At 39.5% G+C, this 21,299-nt stretch carries 25 protein-coding genes and 2 riboswitches; of the genes, 6 read left to right on the top strand and 19 right to left on the bottom strand.

The genetic code is table 11. From position 1 onward, the window contains the following. Nucleotides 1-220 precede the first annotated feature (220 nt). Nucleotides 221-1,240 (top strand): acyltransferase family protein, encoded by a 1,020-nt coding sequence (locus MHI35_RS06380; protein WP_211063060.1) that lies wholly within the window; start codon nt 221-223, stop codon nt 1,238-1,240. A gap of 27 nt (nt 1,241-1,267) precedes the next feature. On the opposite strand, the gene MHI35_RS06375 is transcribed toward MHI35_RS06380, so the two are convergent. The 5 genes from MHI35_RS06375 to htpX form a co-directional block, all read right to left on the bottom strand. Further along, nucleotides 1,268-1,435 (bottom strand): hypothetical protein, encoded by a 168-nt coding sequence (locus MHI35_RS06375; protein WP_186325075.1) that lies wholly within the window; start codon nt 1,433-1,435, stop codon nt 1,268-1,270. Then, a complete protein-coding gene (locus tag MHI35_RS06370; RefSeq protein WP_012009727.1) occupies nt 1,428-1,592 on the bottom strand; it encodes a hypothetical protein in 165 nt (54 codons plus the stop codon). The genes MHI35_RS06375 and MHI35_RS06370 overlap by 8 nt, the downstream gene beginning before the upstream one ends. Nucleotides 1,593-1,598: 6 nt before the next feature. Beyond that, on the bottom strand, nt 1,599-2,117 hold the full coding sequence (locus tag MHI35_RS06365; protein ID WP_335349229.1) for a DUF421 domain-containing protein: 519 nt from the start codon (nt 2,115-2,117) through the stop codon (nt 1,599-1,601). A gap of 97 nt (nt 2,118-2,214) precedes the next feature. Then, complete coding sequence (locus MHI35_RS06360) at nt 2,215-3,561, bottom strand: TrkH family potassium uptake protein (RefSeq protein WP_003211513.1); 1,347 nt, start codon at nt 3,559-3,561, stop codon at nt 2,215-2,217. Nucleotides 3,562-3,704: 143 nt separating this feature from the next. After that, nucleotides 3,705-4,604: a protease HtpX gene (gene htpX, locus MHI35_RS06355; RefSeq protein WP_119124754.1), complete on the bottom strand. Its 900-nt coding sequence runs from the start codon at nt 4,602-4,604 to the stop codon at nt 3,705-3,707. A 279-nt stretch (nt 4,605-4,883) separates the two neighbouring features. Between htpX and MHI35_RS06350 the strand changes: the two genes are divergently transcribed. Together MHI35_RS06350 and MHI35_RS06345 are read left to right on the top strand one after the other, a co-directional pair. Further along, nucleotides 4,884-5,597, top strand: a complete 714-nt coding sequence (locus MHI35_RS06350; RefSeq protein ID WP_144522872.1) for a DUF1836 domain-containing protein — start codon at nt 4,884-4,886, stop codon at nt 5,595-5,597. Between the two features lie 129 nt (nt 5,598-5,726). Beyond that, nucleotides 5,727-5,921, top strand: a complete 195-nt coding sequence (locus MHI35_RS06345) for an alpha/beta-type small acid-soluble spore protein (RefSeq protein ID WP_003211343.1) — start codon at nt 5,727-5,729, stop codon at nt 5,919-5,921. A 39-nt stretch (nt 5,922-5,960) separates the two neighbouring features. Here the strand turns inward: MHI35_RS06345 and MHI35_RS06340 are convergent, their stop codons facing one another. The 4 genes from MHI35_RS06340 to MHI35_RS06325 all read right to left on the bottom strand — a co-directional run bounded on the left by MHI35_RS06340 (nt 5,961) and on the right by MHI35_RS06325 (nt 9,800). Continuing rightward, nucleotides 5,961-7,145, bottom strand: a complete 1,185-nt coding sequence (locus MHI35_RS06340; RefSeq protein WP_335349228.1) for an anti-sigma factor domain-containing protein — start codon at nt 7,143-7,145, stop codon at nt 5,961-5,963. Further along, nucleotides 7,142-7,897, bottom strand: a complete 756-nt coding sequence (sigI, locus tag MHI35_RS06335) for an RNA polymerase sigma factor SigI (RefSeq protein WP_012009721.1) — start codon at nt 7,895-7,897, stop codon at nt 7,142-7,144. Before sigI ends, MHI35_RS06340 begins: the two co-directional genes overlap by 4 nt. Before the next feature lie 215 nt (nt 7,898-8,112). Continuing rightward, a complete protein-coding gene (locus tag MHI35_RS06330) occupies nt 8,113-8,904 on the bottom strand; it encodes a TerC family protein (protein WP_144462214.1) in 792 nt (263 codons plus the stop codon). Nucleotides 8,905-8,935: 31 nt separating this feature from the next. Beyond that, nucleotides 8,936-9,107, bottom strand: a riboswitch (yybP-ykoY riboswitch). A gap of 78 nt (nt 9,108-9,185) precedes the next feature. Then, the gene (locus MHI35_RS06325) at nt 9,186-9,800 is read right to left on the bottom strand and encodes a DedA family protein (protein WP_144522875.1); all 615 of its coding nucleotides are present in this window, start codon (nt 9,798-9,800) and stop codon (nt 9,186-9,188) included. A gap of 245 nt (nt 9,801-10,045) precedes the next feature. On the opposite strand from MHI35_RS06325, the gene MHI35_RS06320 reads away from it, so the two are divergent. Continuing rightward, nucleotides 10,046-12,469, top strand: coding sequence for a bifunctional diguanylate cyclase/phosphodiesterase (locus MHI35_RS06320; RefSeq protein ID WP_211063064.1), 2,424 nt, complete (start codon nt 10,046-10,048; stop codon nt 12,467-12,469). Nucleotides 12,470-12,499: 30 nt separating this feature from the next. Here the strand turns inward: MHI35_RS06320 and MHI35_RS06315 are convergent, their stop codons facing one another. The 3 genes from MHI35_RS06315 to MHI35_RS06305 all read right to left on the bottom strand — a co-directional run bounded on the left by MHI35_RS06315 (nt 12,500) and on the right by MHI35_RS06305 (nt 13,679). Next, entirely contained in the window at nt 12,500-12,964 is a 465-nt protein-coding gene (locus tag MHI35_RS06315; protein ID WP_145939385.1) for a MarR family winged helix-turn-helix transcriptional regulator, read from the bottom strand. Nucleotides 12,965-13,319: 355 nt separating this feature from the next. Then, entirely contained in the window at nt 13,320-13,484 is a 165-nt protein-coding gene (locus MHI35_RS06310; protein ID WP_061407531.1) for a hypothetical protein, read from the bottom strand. Nucleotides 13,485-13,523: 39 nt separating this feature from the next. After that, complete coding sequence (locus MHI35_RS06305; RefSeq protein ID WP_088004413.1) at nt 13,524-13,679, bottom strand: hypothetical protein; 156 nt, start codon at nt 13,677-13,679, stop codon at nt 13,524-13,526. Nucleotides 13,680-13,870: 191 nt separating this feature from the next. Between MHI35_RS06305 and MHI35_RS06300 the strand changes: the two genes are divergently transcribed. Continuing rightward, nucleotides 13,871-14,200 (top strand): MerR family transcriptional regulator, encoded by a 330-nt coding sequence (locus MHI35_RS06300; protein WP_012009715.1) that lies wholly within the window; start codon nt 13,871-13,873, stop codon nt 14,198-14,200. A 274-nt stretch (nt 14,201-14,474) separates the two neighbouring features. Here the strand turns inward: MHI35_RS06300 and MHI35_RS06295 are convergent, their stop codons facing one another. After that, on the bottom strand, nt 14,475-14,846 hold the full coding sequence (locus tag MHI35_RS06295) for a cupin domain-containing protein (RefSeq protein WP_211063065.1): 372 nt from the start codon (nt 14,844-14,846) through the stop codon (nt 14,475-14,477). A 214-nt stretch (nt 14,847-15,060) separates the two neighbouring features. On the opposite strand from MHI35_RS06295, the gene MHI35_RS06290 reads away from it, so the two are divergent. Further along, nucleotides 15,061-15,924: a LysR family transcriptional regulator gene (locus tag MHI35_RS06290; RefSeq protein ID WP_224925185.1), complete on the top strand. Its 864-nt coding sequence runs from the start codon at nt 15,061-15,063 to the stop codon at nt 15,922-15,924. A gap of 76 nt (nt 15,925-16,000) precedes the next feature. On the opposite strand, the gene MHI35_RS06285 is transcribed toward MHI35_RS06290, so the two are convergent. The 6 genes from MHI35_RS06285 to MHI35_RS06260 all read right to left on the bottom strand — a co-directional run bounded on the left by MHI35_RS06285 (nt 16,001) and on the right by MHI35_RS06260 (nt 21,297). After that, on the bottom strand, nt 16,001-16,399 hold the full coding sequence (locus MHI35_RS06285; RefSeq protein ID WP_144522880.1) for a hypothetical protein: 399 nt from the start codon (nt 16,397-16,399) through the stop codon (nt 16,001-16,003). A gap of 101 nt (nt 16,400-16,500) precedes the next feature. Further along, nucleotides 16,501-17,859 carry a magnesium transporter gene (mgtE, locus tag MHI35_RS06280; protein WP_144522881.1) on the bottom strand — a complete coding sequence of 453 codons (1,359 nt, stop codon included), beginning with the start codon at nt 17,857-17,859 and terminating at the stop codon, nt 16,501-16,503. Between the two features lie 207 nt (nt 17,860-18,066). After that, nucleotides 18,067-18,230, bottom strand: a riboswitch (M-box (ykoK) riboswitch). Nucleotides 18,231-18,362: 132 nt separating this feature from the next. After that, nucleotides 18,363-18,503: a hypothetical protein gene (locus MHI35_RS06275; protein ID WP_003212346.1), complete on the bottom strand. Its 141-nt coding sequence runs from the start codon at nt 18,501-18,503 to the stop codon at nt 18,363-18,365. 76 nt (nt 18,504-18,579) lie between these two features. Further along, nucleotides 18,580-19,098 (bottom strand): PepSY domain-containing protein, encoded by a 519-nt coding sequence (locus MHI35_RS06270; RefSeq protein ID WP_169056373.1) that lies wholly within the window; start codon nt 19,096-19,098, stop codon nt 18,580-18,582. 93 nt (nt 19,099-19,191) lie between these two features. Then, entirely contained in the window at nt 19,192-19,881 is a 690-nt protein-coding gene (locus MHI35_RS06265; protein WP_335349227.1) for a PepSY domain-containing protein, read from the bottom strand. A gap of 66 nt (nt 19,882-19,947) precedes the next feature. Further along, the gene (locus tag MHI35_RS06260) at nt 19,948-21,297 is read right to left on the bottom strand and encodes a HAMP domain-containing sensor histidine kinase (protein WP_335349226.1); all 1,350 of its coding nucleotides are present in this window, start codon (nt 21,295-21,297) and stop codon (nt 19,948-19,950) included. Between the last annotated feature and the right edge of the window lie 2 nt (nt 21,298-21,299).

Below are 21,299 nucleotides of genomic sequence, written 5' to 3'. Positions count from 1 at the left end.
TCATAAAAAAAGATAACTTTTTACATGAAGACTGTCTCTTTTGTTGCATTTGGATGACAGGATTGAACCTCGCTTCTCTTTTCTTACGCTTTTTTTACAACCGTTCTACAATTTCACATCAAATAGCGAAATGAGCCAAAATGTATTTTAAAATGGGGCAAATACGGGAATCGTGAACTTAGAACATTTATGTTTAAAATCAAGCAGGAAAGGTGATGTTATGGCATCTTCACGAGATAGTTATTTTGATAATGCGAAATTTCTTCTGATTTTTCTAGTTGTTTTTGGTCATTTGTTACGATCATTCATTCATGATAATGATTGGATGCTTTATTTATACAAGTTTATTTATACTTTTCATATGCCTGCCTTTATTTTGGTTTCGGGCTTCTTTGCAAAAGGGTTTAGAAAGCCAGGTTTTATGAAAAAAGTGGCTGTTAAGCTGATCATCCCATATTTCATTTTTCAGGTGATCTATTCGGTTTACTACTATCTCTTGCAGGATCAAAGCATGGTCAATTTAAATCCAATTGACCCGCAATGGTCTTTATGGTTTTTAATTAGTTTATTCTTTTGGAATTTGCTGCTCATTCCTTTTTCTAAACTGCCATTTCACTGGGCAATGATCGTCAGTTTGTCGATTGCGTTACTTGTCGGTTACGTGGACAGTATTAGCAATACGCTGAGCTTATCACGTACGTTTGTCTTTTTGCCGATGTTTTTAGCTGGCTTCTATTTAAAAAAGCAGCATTTTGAATTCATTCGCACAAGCAAAGGAAAGCTGGCAGCACTTTTTGTATTAATGGCTGTATTCTTGTTTTGCTATTTTTATGAATTTGATTATTCCTTCTTATTTGGATCACAGTCATATGCTTCTCTTGGTGATGAAGGAGTGATTGCGGCAATGAAACGAATGGCATGGTATCTGCTTGCATTCGGCGCTACATTCAGCTTCTTTGCTTTAGTGCCAACACGCCGTTTCTTCTTTACAAAATGGGGCACAAGAACGCTATACGTGTATTTATTACATGGCTTTGTCATCAAGCTACTTAGAACGACTTGGTTTGATGACTGGGCCCTGAATGCAGCAAGTGTGCTCATGTTATTGCTGCTAACCATTCTGCTTACCTTTACCCTGTCTAGCACCTTTGTTAAAACCGTTGCACAGCCAGTGATTGAGCTCAAAATGACCAATCTCATGCGTACAATCACCGGCAGACAAGGCAGTTATAGCAAATAAAAAACGATCCCGCGAGGATCGTTTTTTCTATTTTTTGTGACATTCAGCATCTTTCTTAGGCTTTACAAGCGTATCAATCCATTTGCTGCTGTTGATATCTCCAAGCTCACTGCCAAATTCCTCTTCTAAGATATCTGGGTCCATCGGCTTTTTATGGTCTTTCATATCCTTGCTTTTTACATGCTTTTTAGTCACGAGATCCTCCCCCTTGTTTCCCTTTGTGAGAATTTCGGTTTGCCTGACGATCTCTTGATTGTTCATCAAATTGCGTTTGTCCTTGATCATGTGCCATGCTTTCTGTTGGTGTCATATTATTTGTCAGTGCTTCATTTTTCGCTGCTTTTCTTTTCATCTGAAATCAGTCCTTTTTTAACATATTTAGTTCTTCTCTTAATTGGTCTAGGAGTTCTTTCATTTGTTTGACTGTCACGGGCTTTTCCTCCGGTTTTAACTCAAAGCCAATTTGCCCATTGGCTTCTAGGGTGGCTTTTTTGAGACTGCTGATGTCAGTGATGCCTTGCTGCTTTAAACGCATTTTAAGTTGATCCCTTGTGAGCCTTGTTTTCTTCAGCTTATGATCAAGCATTTTGCCATCCTGTAAAATTACGACCGATTTGCCTGAAAGCAATTTTTCAAAAAAATCCGATTGTATCGACAGCTTCTCCATAATGACAAGTGCCACAATAAAGATAGTAGCTGCATATATGGTTTCAAGTAAATTATGCTCTATAAAGGGTTGGATAATAATTGATCCAATTGAAATCATGATCACTGTTTGTTGAACAGTTAATTGACTAATGGATTTAGGCCCTGCTATTCTCAGCAGTAAGGTACCAACTAGCAGCATGACAATCGCTTTCCATAACACATCCAGCACGTCTCGTTCACCTCTTACCTATAGATTGCGAACATCCCTTATGATTTAGCCAGTTAGATAATGGAAATAAAAAAACAGCATTCGCTCGGAATGCTGTTTAGCCGATGATGACGCGCTCTTTCGGATAATGATAATTCGCTTCGCTTTCTCTTCGGCCAATTAAATATAAGAAGCTTGGAATGCCGATCCGTCCAATAAACATGACGACCATAATGATACATTTACCGAACACCGTAAGGTCCGAGGTGATTCCAAGCGATAGCCCTGTTGTTCCGAATGCAGAACAAACTTCAAATAAATTTTCTAGAAGTGTATTATGCTCGGATAAGGATAACAGGAACGTAGCACCAAACACCAAGATAAAAGCCATCATCGTCACCATCAAGGATTTGTTAATATCCGCTTGATGAAGCTCTCTTTTGAAGATTTTAATGGACTTATTTCCCCTAGCAAAATGAAACAATGCGAGTAAATTAAGGGCAAACGTAGTTGTTCGAATTCCGCCCCCAACAGAGCTTGGGGAAGCCCCAATAAACATAAGCATACATAGAAATAAAAGGGTCGGTTCTGTCAGCTGGGTAATATCTAATGTTGTCAAACCACCACTTCTTGTTGCGGTCGATTGGAAAAAAGAATAAAACAAGATTTCATGCCAGCTTTTCCCTAGGAAGCTGAACCCAGCTTCAAGTGCATAGATGCCAATCGCTCCAACAACGACAAGACCGCCAAACGTAATCGTTGTGATCTTTGTAAACAATGAGAACGATGCGTGCTTACGGTCCTGATTAAATAAATAATCCTTTACTTCGACGAGCACAGGAAAGCCAATCGCTCCAAAGATGATCAGTAGCATTGTAATAAATTGGACAAAATAATCATCTTTGTAAGGGATGAGCGAGTTCCCGGTAATATCGAAGCCCCCATTGGTGGTCGCACTAATACTAGAGAAGAAGCCATGTAAGAAAGCTCCTTGCACATCGTAATATTTAAGGAAATACATACTTAAAATCAGACCGCCTAAAAATTCAATGAGCAAAATTAAATATAAGACCTGCTTCATTAATTTCACAATACCTGATAAATTGCTCTGGTTTTGATCTGCCATGATAAGCTTTCTTTCTTTAATCCCGATTCTTTTTCGCATGACAATCCACACAAAGGTACCAAGCGTCATAATGCCGATACCTCCGATTTGCAGGACGAACGCAAGGATCCACATACCTGCCACACTAAATGTTTGCGAGGTATCAACAACAGTAAGACCTGTGACACTTACCGCACTCACCGCCGTAAATAATGCATCAATAAATGTCCATTTCACTCCCTCTTGATGGGCCACTGGGAGGCTGAGAAGAATAAGTGATACGGTTACAGCAAGAAAATAATAGAGGGCAATCAGCTGAAATGCTGACAGCCGGTCAATTAACTTTTTGATAGGATTCATTGTCATTCCTTCTTTTATCTATCTTTTCGAATACTTTATCATTTTAATGAAAAGAGACATGTTTTTAAAGATATTTTATGCTTTATTTTCTTTTTCATCAAAAAGAAAAAGACATCCTGATGCAGAATGTCTTTTCGTCTTTCTTATTTTGCTTCTAGTCTTCTGATTCTTTCGTTTAAATCAGGGTGTGTTGAGAAAAGAGAAGCTTTTCGTTTACCACTGATTTTAAGCGTTGCAACTGCTGTTTGATCATCATCTTTGATTCTTGACGTATACGCCTCAAGTGAGCGAAGCGCATGAACCATTTTATCTTTACCCGCAAGGTCAGCTCCGCCGCGGTCTGCATGGAATTCACGGTGTCTAGAATATGCAAACACAACAAGGCTTCCTAGGACAGAGAAAATGATTTGGAAAACAATCACTGCAATAAAATGAACAATCGGCACAAGCTCTTCACGCGAAACAAAGCGGCTTGCGATCCATGCCGCAATTCTTGAAAGGAAGACAACGAACGTGTTGACGATCCCTTGAAGCAGTGTCATTGTCACCATATCACCGTTCGCAACGTGAGCCACTTCGTGAGCGATGACACCTTCAACTGCTGCATCATCCATTTCATGAAGCAATCCAGTTGAAACGGCAACAAGTGATCTTCTCTTAGAAGGACCTGTCGCAAAAGCATTTACTTCAGATGATTGATAAATACCAACCTCAGGCATTTTAGAAAGGCCTGCTGCTCTTGATAGTCTGTGTACGCGGTCAACAAGCTGCTGCTCATCATATGTTAATGAATCCTTTTCAGGGTTTAACACACGCACACCCATCATCATTTTTGCCATCCAGCGAGACATCGCCAGTGACATGAATGAGCCAACAAAACCAACAACTGCACTGAATACTAACAGTGCCACCATATTAATTCCACCGTCTGCTCCTATATAAGAACCAACACCAGTTGCTGCACTAATAACCGACAGTACAATACCAATCGTAGTGATAACAAGAATGTTCGTTAATATAAACAGAAATATTCTTTTACCCATACATAACCTCCGCTGTCATATTAAGTTCATTTGAACTTATTAATAAAATTATAAAAATAAACGTCTCAAATTGCAAGGAAAAAGGAATCATTTCCTCTGTTTATCATAACGGCTTAAGCCCCGTCACTTCAATATTTACGACATTTGCTTCTGCTGAAAAGTGAACAAATTGTGACGCCTCGTTCTGAATTTTAGTTTATTTTGCATTTTCATCAAAAAGAGATTATGATGTTGAATTAGATCAATAATCACGTTTTTGACGTACAAATGAGGTGGAACATGGTGACTTTTAAATTAACGAGAATTGACATGACGAGACTTCTATATTCTCTAAAAGGAGAGGGAGATCTGACTCCGCTTCAGCTTTTGAATCTATCTGTAAAGGGCGATAAGGATCATGAATACGATGAGTTAAAGATCCCTTCGTTTTTTGAGAAACTCGAACGACGGAAGCAAAAATCAGAGCACGGTCTTTCTACAAATGAAATTGTTGAGCTTGGCAACTTGTGTGAGCTAACGTCTCTTAAATCGACGGCGATTCAAAATTGGATCAAACGTGATATTAAAGATATGATTGGTCATCCAGAGCTTGGCAAGAAGTACTCCATTGATCAGGTCGTTATTTTATTAATTGTCAGGGATTTAAAATCAGTTTTTGACTTTGATGCCATTCGTATGATCTTATCTGCCTTATTTAACACGATCACAGATCGAACAGATGATATTATTAGTCCAATCCGTTTTTATGAAGCATATGCGCACGTCCTAGATTTTATTTATCACCATACACATTTTCCATTAAAGGAAACAAATTTACGAGAAATGACCGAGGAGCAGACAGACATGCTCCATGAAGAGTTTACAGAATTAACACAGAATCAATGGAATTTGATTAAAGGCATTATCAGTTCTACCGTCTTCTCTGTGTTCACTTCTCACTTGCAAAGTACAGCGCAAGAAATGATGTTTAATACGCTGCAAGCAGCTAAATAAAGATAAAAGAAAACCGAGGTGATGAGGTCACTTCGGTTTTTTTGTGCAGCAATTGCCAGCATAATTGCCCACCGTTTTCTTCAAAATAAGAAGGCGCAACAAACATGAGGTGAAAGGAGGAATACGGACATGGCAAATCGAAATCAGCTTCTTGTTCCTGGAGTAGAACAAGCATTAGATCAATTTAAATACGAGATCGCTCAAGAATTTGGCGTGACTCTCGGTTCAGATACAGTCGCACGTGCAAACGGTTCTGTTGGCGGTGAAATTACAAAAAGACTCGTTCAACAGGCTCAATCACAAATGGGCAATCAATCTAAATAAAAGCATGGTGAAATACGCCGGAGTGATTCTGGCGTTTTTTTATTGTTCGTAAGTGTGCTCATACCGGTTCTCACGATACGGGGACGGTGCACCTTTTCCTTGTTTCTTCATATGTTCTTTTTTTCGCTCAGCGGACGGCTGTTTCTGATGCCTGTCGTTTTTTTTTGCGTGCTTTTCAGCATCACCACGTGATGTGTCGTTTGGGTTCCTTTTGTGATCAGGTTCCGTTGAGTGATTTTTTTTTTGTTCTTTATTGATAGAACGATCCTTTTCTTCCTTTATTTGATTGTCTTTATTTTTTTCATCAGGTTTTGTTTGGTGAGGCTTTTGAATAGATCCTTGCTCTTCCCTCTCTTGATCCTTCTGCACTTTGTCTTCAGCTTCAGGAGCCTCTTGATCTGGCTTCATCTCTTCGCTATCGTCTGTCTTGACGTCTTCTTGTTTGTCTTTGTCTACTTGATCTTCATCATCTTTTTTAGGCTCTTCTTCTTTGACAGCATCACTCTCTGCTGCGTCTTCATCCTTTTGAATGTCTTCTTGTTCTTTATCTTGCATTTCTTGATTTCTGATATATGTGCCTGTTGAAATGCCTGCCTTTTGAGCTTTTTCTCTCGTTTCCAGGTCACTTTCTACAGTCTCTAGCTTGTAATCGCGCTTTTGATATTCACCAGAGATGGTACTAATTTTACTTTTGACGTTTGTTTTATATGTATGGTCCTGCTTGTTTTCATAAACCGTAGAAATATAAATGCTCTTAGAGTGGTTCACATAACCTTTTTTGTCACAGTCATCTATGATTTCCTGCACGACTTTGGTCATGTCGTTTTTTTCTAAATCCTTCATACTGGCCAGTACTTGTTTCGCATCTTTATTCAGTGGCGTGACACCGATTACTTGATAATTGTGATCAAGCTTCAGTTCAAAGCTTGGATTAATATCAATCGTCATATATGCATATGCTTTTTGACTTGAGAAAGATGGCATCATAGTAAAAATCACGACAATAATCGCTGCAATTGATAAAATTCCTACATTTAATGGCCGTAAACGAAGCAAGTCAAAAAAACCGGCTTTTTTTCTTTCGAGACGTGATTCATTCGGAAATGTCACTTCTTGACCGATTTCATAATCTTGTTGTTCATATTTCGTCCGCAGAAATTGTCCATCAGGGGTCAGCAGCGTGACATATTTTTTGTTTTTCTCTACTATAATGCCTCTTCTCATGAATTAAGCACCCCTTTAAGGTAATCTTTCAAATACACATAATCACCCGTCATAATGATCGCCATCGCAATGATATATTTTCTATTTCTCTCAATCGTTTTGCGGCTGACTTCCACTAGCTTTTCAAGCTGTTTGACTGGCAATTGTTTTTTCTGAAATAAAATGGTTCGGAGCTCATCGTGTTCAACGAGTGTATGAGCTACTTTAATGGCATTTTGCCTGGCATCTGCATGCTTTGGTGAATGTTCAAGCAGCTCTTGAAACGTGAGACCGTATACTTTCAATCGTTCTTTAAAGTGTTCAATTTCTTCTCTTCTGTGTTCTTGTTCAATTAAGCGCCTATATTCATTTGTAGACAGCTCTGCTTCAATCATGCTTTGAGAGTACTCGCCATTTTCACTTTCTTGCAGGTCCATTTGAACCGTTGGCGCATTTCTCGCTTCTTTTCGAATATAGTCGATCACTTTTCTTTTAATAATTAATTCTGCGAAAGCAAGGAGTGAGTTTCCTTTTTCGGCAGAGTATTTTTCTATCGCTTCATTAAAGGCAATTAAGCCTATGCTGAATTCATCATCTTTTTCATCTATATATCGTTTACAAACGGATGAAACCGTCTTAGCGACAAATGGTTTGTATTGCTCTATTAATGCATTTTGCAGCTCGGTATCACCTTGTTGAATACTGATAGCCGACTGCTCTAATGTTTGCTTTTTCTTTCCTTTTTTAAACAAAAGGCTAAGCAATGGTTTCACCTCAGTTCTCCCTATATTACTCATTTATGATAGCTAATTTATGAGGGAAGCGCAAAGGAAGAAATGAGGAATTCATTTCCTGTTACTCAATTATGACATGTATATCATCATCTACTTTACAATGTTTCGTCTAAAAGCAAAGAAATAAGGGGGTATCTCCCCCTTATTTGTAATAAACGTGTTATGAAAATGAAATGATATTTCTTTCAAAAAACCTACTCTTCTAGGCGTCCCTCTTGTTTTTCCTTGTTTTGTTGCCCGCCTTTTCTTGATGGACTTGATAAAAACCAACCAAATGCTGCAATTGCGAGAAGCACTGTCCAGAAAATCACTTTCCATAATGTTGAATGAATAAAATGAGAGGACACGATACCAATGGCTGGATGTGACAGTGTATAAAGCGTGAGCTTCACACCCACCCACCCGACTATGACAAAGGCTGCTGTTTCCAGGCTCGGTCTTGTTTTGAGCAGTTTCACAAAGACAGTCGCTGCAAATCTCATGATGATCAGACCGATGATACCACCTAAAAGAATGACAATAAATTGACCGCCATCAAGTCCACCGATTTGTGGAAGACTTGTTTTTGGCAAAGTTACGGCTAATGCGACCGCCGCTAAGATGGAATCGACAGCAAAAGCGATGTCAGCAAGCTCGACTTTTACGACTGTTGCCCAGAAGCCGCTTTGCTTCATATTTGTGTCTGATTCCTTTTTCTTAAATACGTGCGATTTTAAAATATGGTGAATGGAAATATAAAGAAGATAAATTGCACCTATGGCTTGAACTTGCCACACATCCACTAAAAACGAAATAAGAAACAGGGAACCAAATCGCATGACAAACGCACCCGCAAGTCCGTAAAACAATGCTTTTTTCCTTTGCTTTTCTGGAAGGTGTTTCACCATCACAGCCATGACCAGCGCATTGTCAGCGGCTAAAATCCCTTCTAAACCAATCAGTACGAGAAGAACCCACCCGTACTCTAAAATAATTGCTGCATCCATCATCATTCCTCCTTGTTTTTATCTATTGTCCCACAACAGACAAAGGCTTATGAATGCAAAAAAGACCTTTGCCTGTAATGGCAAAGGTCTTGCTAGACATGTGATATGTAGAATCATGCCAACAAAGCCGATGGAACTTAAGTCCATGTAATGACGACTTTGTTTCCGGTAAAAACCGGACGCTACTCCCCTTTGGTGGGATTTAAGAATATTTAGATTACTTATATTCTAATCAATAGACACTGTATTGTCAACAGGTGACTTTCACCTCGTACCAATGATTAGGCAGTTGGTGTTTCTACTTTTCTTTTTCTACGTTTCAGCCAAATATACATCGCGAAAAGCAACACAATCCCGATTCCAATTGGCAGGAGATATGGATCTAACATTGCGCCAACCTCTTTCCAGTTCTCCCCGAGTACAAAGCCAAGATACACATATACAAATGTAATAGGCGTAATCGCTAAAAACGTATACAGGGAAAAGACCCACACATTCATCTTGGCAATACCGCACGGAATGGAAATAAGGGTTCTTACCCCTGGAATAAACCGGCCGCTAAATGCGACGAATCCACCATGCTTTTCAAAGAAGGCATCCGATTTATCAAGCGACTCCGGTTTCACAAAAAAGTACTTCCCATATTTATTTAAAAAGGGTCTACCGCCATAACGTCCTAACCAGTACAAGGTCAAAGGACCAGCCACACCGCCAATAGAGCCAGCTGCCACAACACCGATGAAAGCCATGTCCCCTTTTGAGACCCAGTAACCCGCAAGAGGCAGAACCACTTCAGCAGGAACAAATTCAATACATAAAGCAAGGAAGATGCCAAAGTACGACAAGTTCTTAAAGGCATCAGCTAAAGAAATAATAAAATCTTCGATGTTTATCAATCCCTTTCACACATAATCGTTTAACCGATTCTATCCCTTTTAGAATCGCACATATATTAAACGAATAAAACCGAAGAAACGATTCACTTTTCTTCGTTTTTTTACATTAAATTTGATTTTACTATAAAAGACAAGTGAAAAAAACGTTGATTGCGGTATTTAAGTGAAGGAAAAGTGAACACAGGAGCCATTCGATCCGATATATTAAGTATACGTCTGTTTTAAGATACTGGAGGTTTTCTTACATGACCCATTTAACAGGAAGCTACAATGGATGGCTTGTCTTTCTGTCAATCGCAGTCGCCGCTGTCGCCTCCTACTCAGCTCTTCAATTAGCCAGCCGAGTGGCACAGTCAAGCGGTGCAAAGAAAAAGGTATGGCTGATCGTTGGTGCCTTGATCATGGGAATGGGAATATGGTCGATGCATTTTATCGGCATGATGGCATTTCACGTGCGGGCTGGCATCACATATGAAACACCCTTGCTCATTTTATCGATTTTGGCATCTTTTGTCGGGTCCTTGATCGCATTCACAATAAGCATTCAAGAGCAGCTCTCCACAAGGCGGCTGCTCATTAGTTCAATCACCATGGGCTCAGCTATTTGTAGCATGCATTATCTTGGAATGGAATCAATGGCCAATGTCTCTATCAGCTATGATCCAGTCCTCTTTTTTCTTTCGTTTTTCATCGCTGCGATAGCGTCTTTCTTTTCGCTTCATCTCTTTTTTCGGCTCCATCGATCCGGGAAAAAACAGGAAGATCATTTGTTAAAAATAGCTGGTGCACTCGTGATGGGCGGGGCTGTTTCTGGGATGCATTATACCGGTATGGCTGCTTCTACTCTGTTTTTTCATTCAGACGGACAGTCTTCCGGGGGTGGTTCTTTTGAGTTATCACCATTCAGTCTGTCGATTTTCATTGGCTTAATGACACTGATTGTCCAAACACTGATGATTTTTGGTGCCTATATCGATCACCGAATTATGAAGCAGGCAGATAAGCTAAAGGAAAATGAACAGCGGTTCCAATCACTCATCAAACATAATATCGATGGCATTATCGTGTTATCGGTCAATCGAAAGGTGCTTTCTGCGAACGACTCAGGCAAACAAATCCTGAAAATGTGCAATTCTTGGATTGGTGACGATGTCAGCCAATACGTCATGCCAACTGACATGTGGGAAGATTTTATTTACGAGTCAAAGAAAGCCATCACACGTGAAGCAGAACTAAAAGCAGCAGATCGCTTTTATTATTATCATGTTACTTACATACCTGTTCATGTCAACAATACGCTAGACAGTATTTATCTTGTCTTAAAAGATTTAACGCAGCAGCGGATTGCAGAGAAAGAAATTCATGTCATGGCCCATTATGATGCGTTAACTGAGCTGCCTAACCGTCGCCATGCCATCAACCATTTAGGTGATGTTCTCTCCGCTCAAGAAGAGACAGAAACATCGACGGCTGTTCTGTTTCTTGATTTGAACCGTTTTAAAATTATTAATGATGCACTTGGTCATAACATTGGGGACTTACTTCTTAAAGCAGCTGCAAACAGACTGACACAATGTTTACCTGACAACGGCTTTATAGCCAGACTAGGCGGAGATGAATTTTTAATGATCTTCCCTGATATGGGGCATGATACACAGAAAATTGAACAGCTTTCTCAAAATATCATTCGTCAATTTGAGCGTCCTTTTTTCATTCAGAATCATCAGCTCATTACATCTATCAGCATTGGAATTGCTATTTCACCTCAGAATGGCAAAGATGGGATGGAATTAATGAGGAAAGCCGATATGGCGATGTATTTATCTAAAAAACATAAGCAAAGTCGTTATGAGTTTTTCACTGAATCAATGGAAAGATCGAGTGAAGATAGGTTGAACCGAGAGCTTGAGTTACGGGATGCCATTCAAAGAGAACAGTTTGTGCTTCACTACCAGCCGCAAGTGAGTGCGAAAACAAGACAGATGACTGGCGTAGAAGCTCTTCTAAGAATGAAAGCACCCGATGGCTCGTTAAAATCACCTGAGGCTTTTATTGAGCTGGCAGAGGAATCAGGGCTGATCATTGATATTGGCAGATGGGTCATTGATACCGCGTGTAGGCAGGCTAAAACGTGGTATGATAACGGACTGAAAATTCCTGTGGCTGTCAATTTATCCGCGAAACAATTCAATTCTGAAGACTTAATTGATTTGATTAAGTTGACACTGAAAAAATACGATCTGACACCGTCACTGCTCGAGCTTGAAGTCACAGAAAGTATGACAATGGACAATATCAAGCAATCAAAACAAGTGCTGTCATCACTGAAACATCTAGGCGTCCGCATTAGTATTGATGACTTTGGTACAGGGCATAGCTCCTTAAGCTATTTAAAGGATTTGCCCATTCATCGACTAAAAATCGACAAATCCTTCATTGAAGATATTTTAAATGATTCGAAATCTGAACAGATTACAGGTGCCATTATCGCGATGGGACATCAACTCTCTCTTGAGGTCATAGCAGAAGGTGTTGAAACCTTTGCACAGGCGCAGCTTTTATCTGCACAAGGATGTGACGACCTGCAAGGCTTTTATTATGCAAAGCCCCTTCCAGCAAACGATATCGAAAAATTCATTGCCTATCCAGCACATCAGCTGGACACATAAAAAAGGTGCCAATCATGGCACCTTTTCATTCTATCTAAATAATAAATGTTGACTGTGAATTCCTGCTTTTTTCAATAGACTAATCAATTGTTCTTGTTCTTCTCGCGAGAGGCCGGAGAAGGCGCGCGCAATACGGAGAGAATGAATCGGGTAAATCTTATCAAGATAACTGCGCCCTTTTTCTGTTAAATGGGCATAAACCGACCGTTTATCCTTTGGGTCCTGCTCTCTTTCAATGAAACCATTTCGTTCTAATTTGTCAATTACATACGTCACATTCCCGCTGACAAGCAGGAGTCTTGAGCCGATTTGCTGAAGTTTTTGAGCACCTCTAGTATACAGCAGTTCAAGAACCGCAAATTCAGTTGGATTAAATCCATGCTCTTTGCTGTCTCTAATACTGTGTTCTGAAACGCTTTTAAATGCTCTTGCAAATACCTTGTAAAGTGTCATTGAACGTTCTACTTCTTCTTCATTAAACGATAGTCTCATCACATATCTACCTCTTATAATATTTTTTTAACTTCAAGGCTTTCTTGCGGTGCAGTTGGAGCCTTTCGTAAAAAATAGAAGTACGTTTTTGAAAACCCTTTCAACCACATAAGTGACTCCATTCGTGTTATGTATAAGATTTCGATATAAACTTTTAAAATCCTTCTTATTTTTCATAACCATCTCGAAAAAAAGGTTTTTTAGCAAACCATCAAGATACGACAGGGTTTAACATAATCTGTAAAGACTCTATGTTTTCTTACACTGCATTCGTCAAATTTCTACAAAATTCAATATTGCTATAATATTAAACAAAAAAAGAACCCTTAATGTGACATGCGCACATTTCAAGGGATTTTCACAAATCACGCTCTGTTTTGTTGAAAAAGAAGTGATACTCTTTTTTTAAGTCACTAATTGTCATGTTCTTGGCTGCACTTGGACTGTACACGCCCAATGAACAGAGCTGTTTCGTATAATAATGTCTTTCCTTTGCTAAAGCTTCTGTTAAGATACGCCGCACCGATTATCCCCTCCTACCAATATGATATGGACCAGGTGCTTATGAAGACCTTTTATACAAATCATTTTGTACGGCTCTTAGAAGAGCATGTGCATTTTGACCTGCCGCCTGCATGAATCGCTCCAGTAATTCATCCCTCTTTATATCTAATGCGATGATTTCTTTTGCCATACAGATGATCTGTGTTTGCTCCATCATATGCTCCTCCTCGTCATTCAACTCATCATTATTATATGCATGCGCAATAAACACTTCACATATATTGTTAACTTTCCTTCCATCATTTTTTCATTCTTGAGTTTTTGTGTTATATTTTCTAACAAATGATAGGTGTTTTTCGTTGTCATTCTGTATAATATGAAGAAAAGACTTGCAGGGGTGAGTATATGACGCAGGAAGATGTATCTTATAAAGATAAAAAAGTCATTTCAATCGGGATTGTCAGTGAATTAACAGGGCTATCTGTCAGGCAAATCCGATATTATGAGGAACGCAGACTCATCTACCCCCAGCGCTCTACAAGAGGCACGCGTAAATATTCTTTTTCTGATGTAGAACGATTAATGGATATCGCCAACAAACGAGAAGACGGTGTGCAAACAGCGGAGATTTTGAAAGACATGAAGAAAAAAGAACAGGCATTAAAAAGCGGACAATATAAGAAAAAGATGCTGGAAGGTCAAATTAACGCACACTTCCGTTACAAAAATCGATAAACAAATAAAGTATCACTGACTCTTTCAGGCTTTGTTCGCAATTGATTTTTGGCCATGGCTTCATGAAAAAGAGACAGCTTTTTTTGCTGTCTCCGTTATCAAACCAAAGTTCTTGGCAACTGCCAAATCATACTAAGTGAAATAAGCTATTTAAGCAAGGACATCAGTTGAAATTTACTTTTGTACAGGCAGCTTTCAACAACATTTCATTCTAAGAAACAACACGATATCAAATAGCCTTTAGCCTTTAGGTATATTGTTAAGCGCAGGCGATCTAGCGTTCATCCATTCGTTCAGGAAGCGAAACAGTTCGTTCATTGACCACATTCCCCGTGTTTAGCGTCGTCTTTGGTTCAATTAAGAGCAAATGAACTTCTTCTTCAGCAACTGGCTGATGTTCAATTCCTTTTGGAATCACAAGAAATTCCCCTTCATGAAGCGCTATTTCTCTATCCCTAAAACGGATGACTAGATTGCCTTTCCATACAAAGAACATTTCATCCTCGTCATCATGATGATGCCAAATGAATTCACCCTTCATTTTTACCAATTTCATGTATGAGTCGTTTAACTCTCCACTTATTCTAGGATTCCAATAATCATTTATTTGCGAAAATTTCTCTTGGATATTCACCTTTGAAATCAATAGATTCCCTCCTCATTTACTTGGAAACGTCTTTTTTACCTTTTCTAGCCTAAAACTCCCTACCTTGTAATTCTCCTCCTTATCATCAGACACCAAGGGACACAATAAGCATCAACCTCTTGTATGATTAAGTTTACTTATTCTATTGGATCACGTAAAATCAAAAAATAATGTATCATTCATCACAATTTGTGATGCAAAAAGGAGCAATCATTTGGATATTACATCTTTGGAGATATTTAAAGCAGTCGCTATTGAACAAAGTATTACAAAAGCTGCTGAGAAATTAAATTATGTGCAGTCCAATGTCACTGCACGAATCCAGCGTCTTGAACAAGAATTAGGTGTTCCTCTTTTCTATCGATATCACAAAAAGATATCCTTAACGCCTGCAGGGCGTGAATTGTTGCCATATGCAAACAAATTACTCTACGATTTTGAAGAAGCGATAGAGGCCGTAAAGCTTTCCTCTACTCCGCGAGGAACTTTGCACATTGGATCTATAGAGTCTACTGCTTCGACAAGATTGCCAAGTATTTTCGCAGCATATCATAAGACATTTCCACAAGTAGAATTGAGCATGTATATGGCACCTACTGTAGATCAGGTTGATGCTATTCTCAACTACAAGGTAGATGGTGCACTAGTTGATGGGCCCATTCTTCATCCCGACATTATTGAATATCCTGTATTGGAAGAATCACTTGTTCTCATTACAAGCTACTCCCAGGAGGAATTCCGGGTAGAATCAATTTTGCATGAACCATTGCTATCGTCATTTGCGCATTGCATCTATTTGGGGCGCTGGCAACGATGGTTAGAGAGCAATGGTTTTGCTCCGATGAAGGTGATGGAATATGGTACTTTAGAAGGCGTGCTTAAATGCGTTGAAAACGGGCTAGGGGTTACCGTATTACCAAAATCTATGGTTGAATCTCGGATGCAAGGTAGATTTACCTGTCATCCATTACCGGAACCACATAGAATTGTTCCCACTGTGTTTATAAGGCGCCGCGATTCTTACATGACCAGCGCCCTCTCACGATTTATGGAGTTCATAGGCATAACTGAAATGTGATCAGATCATTTGAAATAAAAAAGAGGATAGATAGAGCGAAGTTGTTTCAGCTCTTCTATCCTAATCATTTTAATTTTCATTGAGAGGAAGTGTCAGTTCCTTCAACGAGCCCTACAAAGTCAATCCGTACACCGCCTTTTTCAGGATCTTCTATGACCCGCATGGCCAGTGCTTTTTTCTCCCCTGTTTTCTCATCTTCATAATTCGCATGAAAGACATGAATGCTGGCTTCTTCCAATTGAAAATCATCAGAAGAAAGCGTCTCTATGCCCCATTCTTTTTTCATTTTTAGCATGTCACTTGGGCTTGGGACAGCACCTTCAACATAGATGTTTTCGATTTTTTGTTTATTTCCTTCGGTAATAGCTTCAATCATATGCTCTGCTGCCACTAGCCTTCTGTCTTTCCCCTCGTCTTCCCTTGAACATGCACCTAGCAAAACAATGCACATGAAAATGAATAAAAACTTCTTCATTTTTCTCTCCCACCTTCTCCTTAAAATGTAAAGGATGGAAGCGCTATATGCAATCTTTATTCAAAAAAGACTGTAAAACGTCATGTTTTACAGTCTTCTTGCTACATCAGTGTATGAAGGAATGCTGTTGCAATTCCAAAATAGATCAGTAAGGATAAAATATCATTCAATGTTGTAATCAGTGGCCCAGATGCAATGGCCGGATCCACATTTAATCTGTGTAAAATAATCGGCACGACCGTACCTGCCATTGTCCCAATAATCAGTGTTGCAAGCAACGAGGAACCGACAACAAAACCTAAAATCATATTGCCCTGCCACACCATTGCGACGACTGTAATAATAATAGAACAAACAATCCCAATGTAAATACTTGTTCTCAGCTCTCTAAAAATAAGGCGCATAATCGTTTTTTTCGTTAATTCTTCTTTTGAGAGCCCTCGAATGACAACAGCAAGAGACTGTGTCCCTGTATTCCCTGTCATCCCGGCAATCATTGGCATGAAGAACGCTAAAGCTACAACTTGCTGAAGGGTATCCTCAAAATAATTTAAAATACTGCCTGAAATCAGTCCAATGAACAAGAGCAAAATGAGCCAAGGAAGACGGCGATATGCCGCCACAAATGCCGGTGTGTCGAACGTGATATCTTTACCAGAGGCAGCAAACTTTTCATAGTCTTCGCCTGCCTCTTGAATCACAACATCAATGATATCATCGACTGTAACAATTCCGACTAGGACATTGTTTTCTTCCACGACAGGAATCGCAAGAAAATCATATCGTTCAATCAGCTTTGCGATTTCCTCCTGATCTTGAAAGGCTCCAACGGCAATGACTCTTGTAAACATAAGATCCTGTACCTTTTCATCCGGTTCACCTAAAATGAGATCCCGATATGAGAGAACGCCTACGAGCTGTTTTTGATCATTAATTACATATAAATAGTTGATTGATTCTGCAATTTCAGCAAAGCTTTTCAGCTTCACGACTGCATCCCGCACTGTAAAATGCTGAGGAATCCAAACAAAACGGTTGGTCATGATCCGTCCCGCAGTCTCAGCAGGGTAATTCATAAGAAGCTGGACGGCCTTGGATTCCTCTGCTTCCATGTTAGATAAAAGCTGATCCTTTAGCTCATCCTCCATCTCATCAAACAAGTTGGCTAGATCATCGTTATCCATTTTGTTTGTGACAAAGGTCGCTTTGTCTTTCCCTACTTTTTCAAGGACGATTTCTTGATATTCCCGCTCCAGCTCACCCATCATTTCTGTCACGTCATCGACTGGTAAAAAGCTGAGGAAGCGGCTACGGTGTTTCTCTGGAAGCTCTTTAAATAAGTAGGCCATATCATATGGCTGAAGTTCTTCCATGATGTTTTTAAATTCTTTTCGTTTTCCATCTCTTAGTAAAATAATGATGCGTAAAATGAGTTCATCATACGTAATATTTTGTATCATCGTTGTTACCTCCCCAAAGTCAGGAGATACCCGAATCCCTTAGAATGTGCGGGGGTCCGGATCTCCTCTATCTGATGTCTCAATCTGATCTTTTGACATATTCTCTATGTGTCTCGAATCGGGATGATCCATCCCCACACCTCCTTTTCCCATAAAAAAACACCTTCAACCGAATGAAGGCGCTTTGTAAGCATGACAAATAAACACTTGCTCCTTCAATCGTAGAGCTTTAGCACTGTATGGCATAGGAAAAATCCAGCTGCATTAAAAATCACCTTATGTCGATGATTTCTGTTGACCCATTGGCGTCTTTGGACATTTTTGGGCAGCAGCGTATCTCCATACAGGAGCCTCACCTAACGAAGTCTCATATTGTTGACACACTGAGATTACAGAAAAAGCGCAGTGATGTCAATAAGCAAGTTGCCAAGTTTCCTTATGTATTCGCTTACTTTTCAAAAAAAGAGCGATAGACAAAGTAGACCATCGCCCTTTCATGTCTTTTATTCCTCTTCCGGCTGATTCATATCCTCTTGGGAGAGGAGATGAAAGGAATCATGCAAAAACAAAGCATATCCTTCTCCGTCAGGGTGCGGAACATATTCCGCATGGTCCATTGTTTGTTCTTCTTCTTTTTTCTTCATATTCTCTCGCCTCCTTTCCCGTAGTTTGTCCCAATGAAAAAACCTTACACATGAAAGTGTAAGGTTTCGTTGTGGCTTAATCATCCCATTCTTGCTTTAGGATTTTGCCTGTTTTAGCGGAAATCTCAAAATCAACTTCCTCGCCGTTTGGTGTGGTGATTTCGACTTCATATAAGTACACACCATTTTCTTTATCTAAATCAGAATCTGTGACTGTTCCTTTTACTTTTGCAAGGGCAATTTGTTCAGCTTGCTTTTTAGTGATTTTCACATTTTGTTTCTTTTCTTTGACTGGATCATTCAACGCTTTTCCTGTTTTAGCATCGACATATACTTTATATTCAAAGCCGCCTTTTTTAATCTCGACCTCATACACCCATTTTCCTTTTTTACGCTCAAGATCCACATCATCCACATACCCTTTCACCACTTTTAGGGCTGCTTTTTCTGCTTGTTTCTTTGAGACAAACGAAGATTTCTTTTGCACCACTTGTTCCGCGTGTGCTGTTTGATTTGTATTTTGCGCTTGAAGTGTGAAACCACCTGCGACAAGAGTTCCTGTTAATGCTGTAGCTACTAGTACTTTTTTCATCATGTTCATGTCCTCCTCTATTTGATTTCTCCTTTATCTTAAAGAAACAAGATGATAAAGGAAGGAAAGAAACATGAGAAAATCATGAGAAAAGGATTAGTTTTCGTACGTAATTCCTTCTATATCTCCTGTATAAGCGTTCACAAGCACCTCTGCCTCTCGCCCGTCAGGCAAATCCAGCTCCACCTCAAATACGAGCATACCGCTAAATGTTTCAAGATCGGCATCATCCACTGTTCCTCCAACTTCTTTTACTGCAATTCGGATGGCTTCTTCGACCGTGATTTTTGTCATTTTCTTTTCTTTAGAGGACGGGTTTTTCTTTTCTGCTTCAAGCACCTTAAACGTTTGCTTATCGACATCGACTTGATATAATTCTTTTTTTGCTTGGATCGTAAAGGTAAAACGATCGGACTTTTCTTTCTTTTGAATGACCGTACCGCTCACCTTTTTAACAGCCGCTTCTTCTGCCTGAAGCTCAGCATTTTTTTCATTTGGTTTTTGATAGCTCTTTATTTGTCTAATCTCTTTCATTTGACCGCTTGCGGAAGATGCAATGATTTGATAAATGCCATTTGCATTTTCCAGCGTCAATGTATAGTCCTGTTTATGATTAATTAAATCAATTTGTGTAATGTTTCCATTGTAGTCTTTTGCAATCATTTTTTTGATTTCTGCTTCACTTAATATTTTTTGATCAATGGTTTGAATCATGAGCATTACAAAGGCCGCAAGAACGACGAGACATCCTGCGAGCGCAAGCATCATTTTCATTTTTCTAGACATGCAGCGCCTCCTTCCTATTTCCTATTTTATAAGGAGGAAATGAGAATTTGATGAGAAAAGACCCATTTATTTCGGGAAAACAATGGTCATGGTTGTCCCTTCGCCGATTCGGCTGTCTACCATCAGCTCAGCTCCATGCTCTTCTACAATTTGCTTCGCAATTGAAAGACCAAGACCCGTTCCGCCGGTCTCACTGTTTCTCGCTTCATCCACACGGAAAAAGCGGTCAAAGATTTTTGGGAGATCCTCTTCTTTTATGCCAATCCCATGGTCAACGACTGAAATAAACGGCTTCTCTCCTCTCCATCCGCAGGTCACATCAACTGGCTCTGTACTATATTTGACCGCATTATCAATCAAAATGGTCAAAAGCTGTTTGATTTTCTCTTCTTCTCCTTCCGCAATAAGCGGCTGATCTGTTTGCACACGAGATTGAATCGTTCGATTGGTGGCTACTTCAAGTGTATGGCAAAGCTGCTTGCACAAATGACCAAGATCAACGGGCTTCATATCCACATAGAGCGGCTGACCATTTTTCGCCAGTGTCAGCAATTGATCTGTCAGTCTTTTCATTTTTTTCGCTTCATCATGTATCGCTTGGGAGGATTCTTCTACAACCTCTGGGCGTGTTTGCCCCCAGCGCTTGAGTAAATGACTGTAGCTCATAATGACCGTAATCGGCGTCTTTAACTCGTGAGAGGCATCATGCAGAAATTGCTGCTCTTTTTCATAATGCTTCTCAAGAATTTCTGACATTTCATTAAAGGTTTGGCCCATTTGATACAATTCATCCTTAGAATCGCCTGATAATTCGATTCGTTTAAACGCCTTCTCCTTCATACTCGCCTTCATGGTACTCGTCATTCGACTAATCGGCCGGACGATTTGTTTTGTTAAAATGTGGCCTGCAAAATAAGAAAGCACAATAATTAAAACGCCTGCAGCAACTAATATCATTTTTAATAACGCTAAGTTCTCTTCCGTATTCTCGATTTCTTCATATACTTGGAGCGACACAATCTCACCATTTGTCCAAATAACCGGAATTGCAGCGAACGCAACCATATGCTTGTTGTATTCTTTGATTTCTGCTGTCTGCCCAGATTCATATGTAAAAGGCAGTGAACTAAACGTTGACTCCTTTGTGACAGTCAGCTTTGATTCATCCGTTTCTGTCACGACACGGATCATGCCATTTTGAGGCAGGTAGGCTTTCAGCAACTCTGAGGATGGAAGACCTTCTTCTTCTGATTTTTTTAAAGCAATGGCGATATTTTCAGCCACCTCAGACAGCCGGGACATATCTTTTTGCGTCAAGGTGATTGAAAAAATAAAATAAATGGCTGTATGGAATAAGAGCACCATTAAAAACAAAGACAACGACGTATAAAGCTGGATCTTATTTTTTAATCTCATGC

Source organism: Bacillus sp. FSL K6-3459 (assembly GCF_038003305.1).
GTDB lineage: Bacteria > Bacillota > Bacilli > Bacillales > Bacillaceae > Bacillus > Bacillus pumilus_O.
This window is presented reverse-complemented; position numbering and strand designations above follow the sequence as displayed.